This window comes from Candidatus Nitrospira bockiana, from assembly GCF_965152565.1.
Window position 1 is genome coordinate 701,073 of sequence record NZ_OZ224215.1, and the last position, 13,672, is coordinate 714,744.

Consider the following 13,672-nt stretch of genomic DNA (forward strand, 5'->3'; position numbering starts at 1 on the left):
CATGACAGAGAAAGCCCCTGGTGCCAAGTTGACGGGAGCGAGATTCAGGCGGATCGTACGACGGTGTCTTTCTAGAATAAGACACCCATGGCTTCCTACAGACCCGGGAGGCCTGGATGAATGGGCCATCGGTGTGTACTCCGGCCCTTCACCTCATCAGCTTGACGCATTTGAGCACGTCAGCAACCCCATCCTAACGCATCGGGATGTGTCTGACGTGCCCGCTGCCTATGTCGCCGACCCCTTCATGTTGGAGGTGGATCACGCCTGGTATCTGTTCTTCGAAGTCATGGATCAGGACCGGCGCGGGGGGAGGGGAAGAATAGGCTTCGCGCACAGCGCGAACGCAGTTCAGTGGGCGTATCAACACATTGTCCTCGATGAACCGTTTCACTTGAGTTACCCCTACGTGTTCGAATGGGCGGGGGAATATTACATGACGCCGGAGTGCCACCAGACGCGGTCCGTCCGGCTGTACAAGGCGGCTCCATTTCCTTCTCGCTGGGTCTACGTTGCGACCTTGGTGGATGGAGGGGAGTTTGCGGATCCGTCCATCGTCCGTTTCAACGACAGGTGGTGGCTCTTTGCCAGCCTGGGCGCTGCACCCCGCCGAGCCGAGAGGCTCCACCTCTTCTCTGCCGACCACTTGCTCGGGCCCTGGAACGAGCATCCGTCTAGCCCCGTGATCAATGGTGATCCTCACATCGCGAGACCGGCCGGAAGGTTGATCGTCACGAACGGCTCCGTGGTCCGGTACGCTCAGGATTGCCATCCGATCTACGGGAGGCAGGTCCGTGCCTTTGAGATCACTATGCTGACCGCCCGAGACTACAGAGAACGACCTCTGTCCCGAAAGCCCGTGCTGAGACCGACGGGGGTGGGATGGAACGCCATCGGGATGCATCACGTCGACGCACATGCACTCCCGGGTGGCAAGTGGATCGCCTGCGTGGATGGCTGGAGGCGAGTCCCCAAGCCCGTATAACGGTTCCTCGTTTTCAGCAGACTGGCCTTGCCGCCCGATCGCGCGGACGTCAAGACTCTCCTTCAGATCTCCCGTCCCCTTCAACAAGACGGTCGCCACCCGCTGGTGGGCTGGCGATCCGTCTCTTTGCCGGCACAGGCCCATGGGGCGCGTCGGCGGTGTCGAGCGGCGGTCTTTTTCGGCAGGTTCACCCTCACCTTTCGCGCGGAGGCGTGGCTCATGAAAGCAGTCATCCTTGCCGGCGGCTTTGGCACGCGGCTCTCCGAAGAGACAACCCTACGCCCAAAACCGATGGTCGAGATCGGGGGGAGGCCGATTCTCTGGCACATCATGAACATCTATGCCGCGCACGGCATCGAGGAGTTCATCATTGCCGTTGGGTACAAGGGCGAAGTGATCAAGCAATACTTCCTGAACTATTTTGCGATCAACAACGATATCTCGGTGGATTTGGGATCAGGCGAGACGCGAATCCACAACGGAAACCACCCGAGGTGGAAGGTCCACCTGGTCGATACGGGTCTTCAGACGCAAACCGGCGGTCGCCTGAAGCGGCTCGAGCCGTGGCTGCAGCACGATGAGACGTTTTGCTTTACCTACGGAGATGGGGTCGCGGATGTGGATGTCTCGGCGCTCCTGCGGTTCCATCGCGCGCATGGGAAGCTGGCGACCGTGACCACGGTCAGATCCCCGGCCCGATTCGGCCGCATCGGCTTCTGCGGCGACCTCATCACGGAATTTTACGAAAAGCCTCAAGCGGCTGAAGGGTGGATCAACGGCGGATTTTTCGTCCTCAATGCCGCCGCGATCCGGTACGTACGGAACGACGAGACGATTTGGGAACGGGAACCCGTGGAACGCTTGGCTCAGGACGGCCAGCTCGTCGGATATCGGCACTCCGGATTCTGGTCGTGCATGGACACGCTGAAGGAAAAACAGTACCTCGAGGAGCTCTGGAATTCAGAAAAGGCTCCGTGGAAGCAATGGTGCCCCGCGGCGTCGGGTGGACAATCGAATCGCGTACAGGGGGCTGCCATATGAGGATCCTCATCACCGGCAACATGGGATACATCGGGCCGTCGGTTGTGCGTCGTTTGCGCCGCTCCTATCCGGGCGCGACTCTCATCGGCCTCGACATGGGCTATTTCGCACACTGCTTGACAGCGTCCGCCATACTGCCCGAGTGCCAGGTGGACCTGCAGTACTTCTGCGACGTCCGGAGCGTCTCCCCGGAGATCATCCGTGGAGTCGACGTCGTCGTGTATCTTGCGGCCATCTCCAATGATCCGATGGGGGCGGTGTTCGAGGCGGTCACGCATCACATCAATCACTACGCCGCGGTGCGGTTGGCCGTCGAGGCGAAGGAGGCGGGGGCCAAAGGATTCGTGTTTGCGTCGAGCTGCAGCGTGTACGGCTGCGCCGAAGAAGGCCCGCGAACGGAGAGGTCGCCGGTCAACCCGTTGACGGCCTACTCACGATCGAAAGTCAGTGCAGAGCACGACCTGGCGGAGCTCGGCGACGGGCGGTTCACCGTCACGTGTTTGCGTTTTGCCACCGCGTGCGGCATGAGCGATCGACTTCGCCTCGACCTCGTCCTGAACGATTTTGTGGCGAATGCGGTGGCAACCGGGCGCATTGAAGTGTTGAGTGATGGGACGCCGTGGCGCCCCCTCATCCATATCGACGACATGGCGCGGGCAATCGATTGGGCGGTGCAGCGGGAGCCGAACGCCGGGGGGGCGAGCTTGACGGTCAACGCCGGCAGCGACGGCTGGAACTACCAAGTCAAGGAATTAGCGGACGCGGTTTCCAAAGCCATCCCGGGCGTTGAAACGTCCGTCAACCGAAGCGCGCCGTCGGATAAGCGGTCCTATCGCGTCAGTTTTCAGAAGTTTACGACGTTGGCAGACGGCTTTCTCCCAGAGCGGGATCTGTTGACGGTCATCACCGAGCTGAGGGACGGGTTGGAGGCGATGGGCTTCCGAGATGCGCGATTCCGCAGCTCATCGTACATGCGGCTGAATGCGCTGCGGGAATTGAAAGCGGCGGGGCATCTGACCGACACCCTCGAGTGGGCGACGCCTCGTCCCAGCCGGACGGCTTCCGCCTTGAAGCCGGCTGGGGTGCAATGGGCAGCTCCGGTGGAGGCGTAGCATGAAGAACGGTACTGTCCCCGGTGTGCACACCTGCCGATTCTGCGACGCCGAGCTCGTGCATACGTTCATTGATCTCGGCGCCTCGCCCTTGGCGAATGCGTATCTCAAGCCCGATCAACTGGACCAACCGGAGCGGTTCTATCCGCTCCATGCGTACGTCTGCAGTCGGTGCCTGCTCGTGCAGCTCCCCGCCTGTTCGGCTCCCGAGGCCATCTTCAGCGACTATGCCTACTTCTCGTCGTACTCCGATACGTGGCTCCAGCACGCGGAACGCTATGCCGAGATGGCCGTGAAGCGGTTCGGCCTGAACCCAGGCACTCAGGTCGTCGAGGTCGCGAGCAACGATGGGTATCTCCTCCAATACTTTCTACGGCATGGGCTCAGCATACTGGGGGTGGAGCCGGCAGCCAACGTCGCCGCGGCCGCCGTGAAAAAAGGGGTGCCGACCATCGTGAAGTTCTTCGGCGAGAAAACCGCCTGCGAGCTGAGGGCTGATGGGATCCGGGCCGACCTGCTCATCGGCAACAACGTCCTGGCGCACGTCCCCGACCTGAACGACTTCGTCCGCGGACTAGCGGTCCTCCTCGCACCTCGCGGGACCATCACGATGGAGTTCCCTCATCTCATGCGCCTGATGGCCGACAATCAGTTCGACACGATCTATCACGAGCATTTCTCGTATTTTTCCTTTCTGACGGTTGAGCGCGTATTCGAGCGGCATGGTTTGCGCGTCGTCGACGTCGAGGAGCTGCCCACGCACGGCGGCTCTTTGCGCATCTACGCCTGTCATGCCGGAGACGAGAGGCCCCGGGTCGGGGGCCGGGTCGGCGAACTGCGCGCTCGGGAGCAGGCGGCGGGCTTCGCGCGTCTGGAGCATTATCTGTCCTTTGCCGAAAACGTGGCCAAGGTCAAGCGGAAGTTACTCATGTTCCTCTCGTCGGCGAAAGAGCAGGGGAAAACGATCGTCGGGTACGGGGCGCCGGCCAAAGGGAACACCCTGTTGAATTATTGCGGGGTACGGACGGACTTCCTCGACTATACGGTCGACCGCAGTCCTCACAAACAGCGGCTCCTCCTCCCCGGCACGCGTATACCGATTCATGATCCGGAGAGGATCAGGGCGACGAAGCCGGATTTCGTTCTGATCCTGCCGTGGAACCTCAAGGACGAAATCATCGAGCAACTGGCTTTTATCCGCCGATGGGGTGGGCGGTTCGTCGTGCCGATCCCGCAGGTCACCGTCCTCGCATGATCTTCACCCGCACTGAAATCCCGGGCGCCTACCTGATCGATGTCGAGCCGCGCGAGGACGAGCGTGGGATGTTCGCACGAACGTGGTGCGCCGGGGAGTATGAAGCGCACGGCTTGAACCCCCGCATCGTGCAATGCAGCGTCTCCTATACCAAGGCGCGCGGCACCCTCCGGGGCATGCACTACCAGGTGCCGCCTCGTGCGGAAGCGAAGCTGGTCCGTTGCACCCGGGGCGCCATTTTCGACGTCATCATCGATCTGCGGGCCGGGTCCCCGGCTTTTAGCAAGCATCTCGCCGTGATCCTGACCGCCGAAAACAGGCGCATGCTGTACGTGCCGGAAGGCTGCGCCCACGGGTTTCAAACCCTCGAAGACCACACCGAGGTCTTCTATCAAATGTCCGAGGTCTACGCGCCTGCATGCGCCCGCGGGGTACGATGGGACGACCCGGCGTTCGGCATTCGGTGGCCAGCCGGTGATCCGATTCTCTCCGAACGGGATCGAACCTTTCCCGATTTCCCCGATCCCTCGAGTGCGTCCCGTCGCGTTGGATGAGGACACGAACCGTGCAGGCATTGGCTGGCCAGAGGGTGTTCCTGACAGGGGGAAGCGGCTTCATCGGCGCCCATCTCTTGCGCCGTCTGACCGACGTGGGTGCGGAGGTTCATGTCCCCTCCCGGCGGGTCGGACCGCAGAATCACCCTGGTGTGTCTTGGTATCGAGCCGACGTGTCGGACCTTCATGCCGTCCGCCGAGTGATGGAGCGAATCAAGCCGGACCTGATCTTCCATCTCGCCAGCCACGTGGTCGGAGCTCGGAGCATCGATGCCGTCATGCCCACGTTTCAGAGCAACCTCATGACCACAGTCAATCTGCTGACGGTGGCGAGTCAGTTGGGGTGCCGCCGGTTCATCCTCGTCGGTTCCCAAGAGGAGCCGGCTGGCATGTCGGCTGACGCGATTCCCTCCTCTCCATATGCCGCTGCGAAATGGGCGAGCGCCGCCTATGCAAGGATGTTTCACCAACTGTATCGCTTGCCCATCGTGACACTGCGCCTGTTCATGGTCTACGGCCCCGGCCAGGCCGACACGCAGAAGCTCATCCCGTACGTCATCCGCTCGCTCCTCACCGGCGACGCCCCGAAGCTTATGAGCGGCGGCCGATTGATCGACTGGGTCTACGTGGACGACGTCGTGGAGGCCCTCTACCGTGCCGCAGGGGCCCCACAGGTCGAAGGCCAGACCTTCGACATCGGATCCGGCGAGTTGGTCGCGGTGCGGAACATCGTCGAACGAGTCGTCCATCTCATGAACGGCGATACGGCGCCGGTGTTCGGGGCGATCGCCGACCGCCCCTTCGAGCAAGTACGAGCGGCCGAGCGAGGTCCTGCGGAGGAGAGGCTTGGTTGGCGCCCGCTCGTGGGCTTGGAAGAAGGCTTGAAGCGAACCATCGATTGGTACCGCCAACGGTCCGTCCGTGAGCGCGTTTGAACCGGAGTGACGATGACATGAACGATCCCGGCAAAGAGATGTACGGCTTGATCGCGGAGCTCTATCCGCTGTGCCGGAGCATCACCGGCAACGGGGTGCGAGAAACGCTCCGCCGTATTCGGAACGACGTGCCGTTGGAGATTCATGAAGTCCCAACCGGGACGCCCGTGTTCGATTGGGTGGTTCCGAAGGAATGGAACATCCGGGACGCGTACGTGAAGAATGCTCGCGGTGAGCGTGTGATCGATTTTCGACGCTCCAATCTCCACGCGCTGGGCTACAGCGTTCCCGTCAGGGCGCGTCTGTCGCTCAACGAGTTGCGCGGACATCTCTTCAGCCTGCCGGAGTTTCCTGACTGGGTGCCCTACCGGACGTCATACTATAAAGAAAACTGGGGCTTCTGCCTGTCACATCGCCAGTTACTGGCGATGGAAGAGGGTGAATACGAGGTCTGCATCGATGCGACGTTGGAAGACGGGTCACTCACGTACGGGGAGTATTACCTCCAAGGTGACACCGAAGACGAGGTCTTGCTCTCATGCCACATTTGCCATCCATCCCTGTGCAACGATAACTTGTCGGGCCTCGCGCTCGCAGCGATGTTGGCCAAGTCTCTCTCGACCGCCCCGCGTCGATACTCCTACCGCTTTCTCTTTGTCCCGGGCACCATCGGCTCCATCACCTGGCTGGCACGAAATGAGCCGCAGGTCTCAAAGATTCGGCACGGCCTCGTGGTCGCCTGTGTCGGCGATGCGGGGAAGTTCACGTACAAGAAGAGCCGCCGCGGCGACGCGGAGATCGATCGCGTCGTGCAGCACGTGCTCAAGCATTCAGGCCATGACTACGAGGTGGTCGATTTCTATCCATTCGGGTATGACGAGCGCCAATACTGTTCACCCGGCTTCAACCTGCCCGTCGGGGCCCTGAGCCGCTCGACGCACGGTCGCTATCCGCAGTATCACACCTCGGCGGACGATCTGGATCTCGTTGAGCCCCGGTGTTTGGCGGAATCATTGACGGTGTATCGGTCGGTCGTCGAGCTGCTGGAACGAAACCGAACGTACGTGAATCGTTTCGCGAAGTGCGAGCCGCAATTGGGAAGGCGCGGACTCTATCGCTCCGTGGCCGGGCAGGCTGACGGTCGGAGCGTGGAAATGGCGTTGCTTTGGGCCCTGAACTTATCCGACGGTGCGCATTCGCTGCTCGCGATGGCGGAACGGTCCGGGCTGGACTTTCGCACCGTGGACCACGCCGTGCAGATGCTCGTGCGGCACGAGTTGCTGAAAGCCCATGACTTCGAATTGATCCCGGGATGATGACGTGCGGGGTAGAACGAACCTCCAGGGATCACCAGGCGGCTGAGATGGTCATGCTCGTGTACTTGAAGCGGGACGGGTTCGCGGGATAACCCTTTCGCCCGCCGCAGCGGCTCGGTGGATATGAGTATGATGACTGCAATTGCAAGGAAATTGGCCCGAGCGGTGGGCATCTTTGGAGCGGGGAAGGTGCCGATCCTCGTCAGCGAGATCAGGAAGGTTCTCGATCACATCGCTTCCTATGACAACAGGTGCATCTCGCTCACGCCGGGTTCGCCGTCGAAGGGCGATGTCCTCCTCTCGTACATCAATGACCCGTTCTACGTGGAGCCCGGGGGGGCCATCCCCACCACACACACGCACTACTGGGAGTCTTTGCAGATAGCCAAGACGTTCTTGGACCTCGGGTATTCCGTCGATGTCATCCGCTACAGCCATCGCCATTTTAGACCGACGAAAGACTATGCGTGCGTCATCGATGCCCGCACGAACCTGGAACGGCTTGCCCCGCTGTTGCCTCCTGACTGTGTGAAGATCATGCACCTCGATACCGCGCATTGGCTCTTTCATAACACCGCTCAGTCCCGCCGTCTCTTGGAGCTCCAGCAGAGACGGGGCATCACACTCCCTTCATCAAAGATTGTGACGCCGAATTGGGGAATCGAGCATGCAGACTGTGCCACCATTCTCGGAAACGGGTTTACGAGCGGTACGTACGCCTACGCGGGGAAGCCCCTGTATCGTATCCGCTTGTCGACCCCAGTCGTCTACCCTTGGCCGCAACAAAAAGAGTTCAACGCCTGCCGCAAACGGTTCCTGTGGTTTGGAAGCGCAGGATTGGTGCACAAGGGGCTGGATTTGGTCTTGGAAGCCTTCGCGGAAATGCCGGAGTACCACTTGACGGTGTGCGGCCCCATTGATGCCGAAAAGCCGTTCCAGGAAGCCTATCGCAAAGAGCTGTATCACACTCCGAATATCACGACGGTCGGTTGGGTGGACATCAGCAGCCGGAGGTTCACTGAGATCGCCGACAGCTGTCTTGCCCTCGTCTATCCGTCCTGTTCCGAGGGCGGCGGAGGAAGCGTCATCACGTGCATGCACGCGGGACTGATACCTCTCGTCAGCTATGAATCGAGCGTCGATCTCGACAAAGACTACGGCGTCCTGTTTTCGGACTGCTCGATCCAAGACATCCAACACAACATCCGCATGATCAGTTCCCTTCCCGCCAATGAGTTGAAGAGGATGTCCCAACGTGCATGGGAGTTCGTGAGGACCAACCACACGAGGGAGCAGTTTGCGGAAGACTTCCGCCATACCATGGGCTCCATCCTTGCCAGGTTTCGCCGAGAACAGCCCGTCGTCAGCTCATGCTCTTAGAACAAGGCCTCGATGCCCGCACGGCGATGCGGGACATCTGAGAACGAGCTCCCCGCAGGACTCATGGTCTTTCGATTGTCCGCTCATTCTCATTTCTGTATCCCTACTCTTGTGTTTCACATGGTAGCCGCTGGAGCCTGTTGGGTGTCGCTTGACGCCGCCGTCCAAGCAGCCGAACAAGGACAAATGGCCGAGCTGACGCTTGCTTCGAGCGCTCCTGCAGCCGATACGTTCGAGACCACGCTTCACGCGACGTTCCGGCGAGGGTCGGAGGCGTATACGTTTTGGGGGTTTTATGCGGGGGGGCGCACGTGGAAGATTCGCTATAACCTCCCGTCGGCCGGGGCGTGGACCTACTCGACTCATTCTTCCGACGGCCAACTGAATGGTCGGACAGGAACCGTGGAGGTCGAGCCGCCGAGCTCCCGTAATCAGGGTAGGCTGGTCCGAAATGGTCGGGCACTGAGGTGGGAGAATACCGGAGAGCAATTCCTTGTCATGGGGCAAACGGCGTACGCCATCGCTCACCGCAATATTCCCTGGCAGTCGGTCTTGAGTTGGATTGAAGCCAACGGGTTCACGTTGGTGCGAATGGACCTTGTCTGCACAGGTTTCAAAGATCCGGACGGAATGACGGACACATGGCTCTGGGGTGGTACCCCCGGCAACCCTGACTTTTCCCGATTTAATTTGGCCCAATGGGACAAGCTCGATGCGATCTTCTTGGATGGGCTGGCAAGGGGCCTGGTATTCGAAGTCGGTGCGAAGATCGCGCAACACCTGCCTACGCCCGGGCCGAACCGAACCAGATATTTGCGCTATCTTGCGGCGCGGGTCGGGGCGTATCCACATATTATTTTTCTCGAAGATTTCGAAATCTCCGGTCCCATGCGGGGCGGAATTGTTCCTCACCATGAGGACCTGCAATCTCTAGGAGCGGACTTCTCAGCGGCATTCCAGGGATACCCGTACAAGCCGCTCTTGGGCGTCCATCCCCACCGGAACGCGACGTATTACGACGACCGGTCGGCGGGAAGTCGGCTGGTGAATCACCTGCTTCACCTCTTAGGCATGGCGAGCGATCGCCTTTTCTTCGGGGAGCTGCACTATCACCGGGTATCAAGGGAAACGTCCGGAGATTTCCGCGGGCAAAAATGGCTGACGATCGGGATCTTCCATGAACGCTGGAAGATGGAGGGGTACGGGATTCTTCAGCACCGGCCTCATTTCGATGTTCCGATGTATGTCGGGGAGGCCGTGTACGAGAACACGGATCACACGGTCGGTCACAGTGTCACGGCAGAGCTTGATGAGGCGGGTCTACGCCATGAGGTCATCAGTAATCCCCGCTTCTACTATCGCCGCTATGTGGTCAGCGTCATCCTCAGCGGCGGCCTCGGCATGACGTATGGCCTGCAAGGCCTCAGTGCATACAGGGATGATCAGAACACCGTCTTGAAACGGTATGCGACGGGACATCCCGCAAGCCAGGACGGCAAGCATGGTGCCGAAGGATACAAAGATATGAGGAAGGTCCTGGCCTATTTCCGCGCGAAGCGCCTCGATCTGAATACTCTGGATCCGGACGACACGCGAATCAACAACGGCTTTTCGTCCGCGAGCTCAAATGTGCTGTCGAGGAGAATCGGCTTGAAGCGTGCCAAGTTCGCGCGGGTCCATGGATGTGAGGAGTACTACGCCTATAATCCATACCATACGGATCTCACGATAACGGGAATTCCCGCCGGGCTCTCTATAGAAGTGTTCAACCCTCAAACGGGTGCCGTGTACCCTGGCGGCCAGACCAACGGCAGCACACGTTTCAGTAGGCCGTCCGAATTTGCCGGGGATTATGTGTTGCACCTAAGCTGACACGGGCATCCCAGCGCCGACAGACCGTCTCCGTAGCATGTGCTCGAGCCGTGCTCGGGCAACCGCACCTGTGCTCATCAGCTCATCCCGAGGCGTGTGCTGGCTCGATCGTAAGCCAACGTAGCCGGACCGCGACCGTCTTGCAGCGTGGACCCAAGTCCTCAATGAATGGCCTCTGTCCGTATGCCTCCCCTGGGACTCAGAGCATTGAATCGGTTGGCGACACGGATGCGCGTGGCCTGGCGAACGTCCGGCTTATCGGGGATGATGAATGTCGGCAGAGAGATCTTTGCATTCCTTTGGGCGAGCTTTTGGATGAGATATGCGGGATTGGGTTGCGTCGGGCGCCTCTCGACACGGCTTGCCACGCTGTTCGTTGGCCCGTACAAGGCACGTGCTTTTCTCGCCGGACTGAATCCCAGAGGATACATCGCCCCGACCGCAACCCTTCATCATGCCGATCTCAGACTCGGGCCGCATGTCTTCATCTCGGATCGTGTCTTGGTTTATCAGCACCCGCACGGCGGCCCGGTTGAATTAGGCGAACGAGTCCATCTCCATAGTGAGATCCAGATAGAGATCGGACCGGGAGGCAGTCTCACCGTCGGCGCAGGCACGGCCATCCAACCGCGTTGTCGGTTCACCGCCTTCAAGGAGGGGATTCGAATCGGTCGCGGGGTGCAGATCGCACCGAACTGCTCGGTGTATAGCTACAATCACGGATTCAAGGCAGGAGACCTGATCAGCAAACAAGCTCTTGAGGCAAAGGGACCGGTCGTCATCGAGGATGATGCCTGGCTCGGCGTCGGGGTCATCGTCTTGTCGGGGGTCCGAATAGGCAAGGGGGCTGTGATCGGAGCCGGCGCGGTGGTCACCCGTGATATCCCGGCGGGCGCCATAGCGGCTGGTACACCGGCCAGGGCTCTTCGCTTCCGCGATGACGTCGATCAGGTCCTGGAGCATTATCGAGACCTGCGTGAGCAGGTTGAACGGTGAAGTCGATGGGTCAGATTTCCGAGGGACAACAGCATATGAAGGCGAGCGTCCAACCGCTTGTGAGCGTCGTCACACCGGTGTTCAACGGAGAAAGGCATTTGGCCGAGTGCATCGAAAGCGTGCGATGCCAAACCTATGAGAACTGGGAATACGTCATTGTGAACAACTGCAGCACGGATCGATCGCTCGAGATTGCACAGCAATATGCGCAGAGGGATGAGCGAATCCGGGTTCACAGCAACGCCCATCACTTGAACGTGATGCAAAACGGGAATCATGCGCTGCGGTTGATCTCCAAGGACAGCCGATATTGCAAGGTCCTCCACGGAGACGACTGGCTGTTCCCCGAGTGCCTGGAGAAGATGGTGGCATTGGCCGAAGCGCATCCGACGGTCGGTATTGTGTCTTCCTACCGGCTTGATGAGGTCAAAGTCGGCTTGGACGGGCTGCCTTACACCCAGAAGGTCATACGAGGCGCTGATCTCTGCCGATCGTTGCTACTCGGCGCACCGTACGTCTTTGGGTCGCCCACCTCGTTGTTGATCCGCTCGGACGCCATCCGCGAACGAGGCACGTTCTACGACGAGCGATATACGTTCGGTGATGTCTTGGCCTGTTTCGAGGTGCTGGAGAAGTGGGACTTTGGTTTCGTCCACCAAGTGTTAACCTTCACGCGAAGACACAAAGGCACTGTCACGCACCGCGCCGCGAGCCGCCATCCACCGGGGTTGACCGGTCTTTATGTCATCAAGAAATTCGGCCCGAAATATCTGAGCAAGGAAGAATATGCGAAGCGTCTAGGGGAAAAGCTCGACAATTATTATAAGAACGTGGTCATGAGCGCCATTCAAGGCACGGTCAGTGAATTTTGGCCGTACCAGCGTCAGGCCCTGAGCGAACTGGGCCATCGGTTCAGCTTGGCGCGCTTGCTGAAAGTTTGCGCTGTGGCCGCAGTTCGTCCGATCCGGATGATCCGGCTGAATCCAAGGACGGTTGGCATTGGGCCACAATGAGTCTCTGGCCGAGGTCGGCAATGTCGAGAGATGGGCGAGACGATTGCGCTGAAAAGCGACCTGGTTGCTCCGCGGTCACAGCATCAGTCCTGCCAACAACGCTGCAAGACAAGAGAGCTTACCATGAACCCTAGTCCAATGAGAGACCTCGCTTCTCAAACGCCGAACATTGCTGTCGTTATCCCTTGTTATAACGAGGAAAAGACGGTCGGGGCCGTGGTCGCAGGATTCAAGGCGGCGCTGCCGGACGCACATATCTACGTCATTGATAACAACTCGACCGACTGGACAGTTCAGGAAGCGCTAGGAGCCGGAGCCCACGTCATACAGGAACGACGACAAGGTAAGGGCAATGTCGTGCGAAGCATTATCAGGCGTATTGAGGCTGATGGGTACGTGATGGTGGATGGCGACTTGACGTATCCTGCTGAAGCCGCCCCGGCCATGTTAAAGCCCGTGCTCTCCGGCGACGCGGACATGGTGGTAGGGGATAGAATGTCCAATTCCTCATACGATTCGACCAATACAAGGCGGTTGCATGGTTTCGGCAATCGCCTCGTGTGTTTTCTCGTGAATCACCTCTTTGGAACGGGTTTGCATGACATCATGAGCGGATACCGGGTCATGTCTCATTCATTTTTGACGAGTTTGCCCGTCCTTTCAGAAGGATTTGAAATCGAGACAGAGATGACCCTGCACGCCTTGGATAAGCGATTCAGGATACTAGAAGTCCCGATCGACTATAGGAATAGGCCTGAGGGCAGTGTGTCTAAACTGAGAACATTCACTGATGGCCTGCTGGTCCTGAGAACGATTGCAAGCTTGTTTAAGAATTACAAGCCACTGGAATTTTTTTGTGGCTTATCCCTCATCGCATTCCTCGCGGGATTGGCGATCGGCATTCCCCCTGTCATGGAGTTTCTCGAACTAGGCCTGGTTTACAAGGTCCCTTCGGCTGTCCTTGCGGCCTCGTTAATGGTTCTTTCGATGCTGTTCATGTGCTGTGGATTGATTCTTGACACTGTGGTGAGGCATCAACGTGAAAATTACGAGCTCATGCTGAACCGAAACCTCACATTCTTTCCCTAAGCACGCTACACCAAAACCGTGGCAGTCTCGCTCTCCGGATTGTCTGGCATGACCGCAGCATCGAGAAGGGTATATGAGCCGGTCACCCTTGGGGGCCAGGCGTGTCCTGTGTGTGTGAGTCGGG

General features: G+C 59.4%; 12 protein-coding genes and 1 pseudogene. All 13 read left to right on the forward strand.

The genetic code is table 11. The features are described from left to right. The first annotated feature begins 133 nt into the window (after positions 1-133). Positions 134-985 (forward strand): glucosamine inositolphosphorylceramide transferase family protein, encoded by an 852-nt coding sequence (locus ACWHYV_RS03685; RefSeq protein WP_447979306.1) that lies wholly within the window; start codon positions 134-136, stop codon positions 983-985. 219 nt (positions 986-1,204) lie between these two features. After that, complete coding sequence (rfbF, locus tag ACWHYV_RS03690; protein ID WP_447979307.1) at positions 1,205-2,026, forward strand: glucose-1-phosphate cytidylyltransferase; 822 nt, start codon at positions 1,205-1,207, stop codon at positions 2,024-2,026. Further along, on the forward strand, positions 2,023-3,138 hold the full coding sequence (locus ACWHYV_RS03695; RefSeq protein WP_447979308.1) for an NAD-dependent epimerase/dehydratase family protein: 1,116 nt from the start codon (positions 2,023-2,025) through the stop codon (positions 3,136-3,138). The genes rfbF and ACWHYV_RS03695 overlap by 4 nt, the downstream gene beginning before the upstream one ends. Before the next feature lies 1 nt (position 3,139). Next, positions 3,140-4,393, forward strand: a complete 1,254-nt coding sequence (locus ACWHYV_RS03700) for a methyltransferase domain-containing protein (protein WP_447979309.1) — start codon at positions 3,140-3,142, stop codon at positions 4,391-4,393. Continuing rightward, a complete protein-coding gene (gene rfbC / locus ACWHYV_RS03705) occupies positions 4,390-4,947 on the forward strand; it encodes a dTDP-4-dehydrorhamnose 3,5-epimerase (RefSeq protein ID WP_447979310.1) in 558 nt (185 codons plus the stop codon). Before ACWHYV_RS03700 ends, rfbC begins: the two co-directional genes overlap by 4 nt. An 11-nt stretch (positions 4,948-4,958) precedes the next feature. Then, complete coding sequence (locus ACWHYV_RS03710) at positions 4,959-5,882, forward strand: NAD-dependent epimerase/dehydratase family protein (protein WP_447979311.1); 924 nt, start codon at positions 4,959-4,961, stop codon at positions 5,880-5,882. A 17-nt stretch (positions 5,883-5,899) separates the two neighbouring features. Then, positions 5,900-7,198, forward strand: coding sequence for a DUF4910 domain-containing protein (locus ACWHYV_RS03715; RefSeq protein ID WP_447979312.1), 1,299 nt, complete (start codon positions 5,900-5,902; stop codon positions 7,196-7,198). A gap of 129 nt (positions 7,199-7,327) precedes the next feature. After that, a complete protein-coding gene (locus ACWHYV_RS03720) occupies positions 7,328-8,578 on the forward strand; it encodes a glycosyltransferase (protein ID WP_447979313.1) in 1,251 nt (416 codons plus the stop codon). Between the two features lie 186 nt (positions 8,579-8,764). Next, positions 8,765-8,887: pseudogene (locus ACWHYV_RS03725) on the forward strand (hypothetical protein); the annotation flags it as partial. A gap of 93 nt (positions 8,888-8,980) precedes the next feature. Continuing rightward, entirely contained in the window at positions 8,981-10,450 is a 1,470-nt protein-coding gene (locus ACWHYV_RS03730) for an apiosidase-like domain-containing protein (RefSeq protein ID WP_447980683.1), read from the forward strand. A gap of 315 nt (positions 10,451-10,765) precedes the next feature. Continuing rightward, the gene (locus ACWHYV_RS03735) at positions 10,766-11,446 is read left to right on the forward strand and encodes an acyltransferase (protein WP_447979314.1); all 681 of its coding nucleotides are present in this window, start codon (positions 10,766-10,768) and stop codon (positions 11,444-11,446) included. A 59-nt stretch (positions 11,447-11,505) separates the two neighbouring features. Continuing rightward, the gene (locus ACWHYV_RS03740) at positions 11,506-12,459 is read left to right on the forward strand and encodes a glycosyltransferase family 2 protein (RefSeq protein ID WP_447979315.1); all 954 of its coding nucleotides are present in this window, start codon (positions 11,506-11,508) and stop codon (positions 12,457-12,459) included. 138 nt (positions 12,460-12,597) lie between these two features. Next, complete coding sequence (locus tag ACWHYV_RS03745; protein WP_447980684.1) at positions 12,598-13,548, forward strand: glycosyltransferase family 2 protein; 951 nt, start codon at positions 12,598-12,600, stop codon at positions 13,546-13,548. Positions 13,549-13,672: the final 124 nt, after the last annotated feature.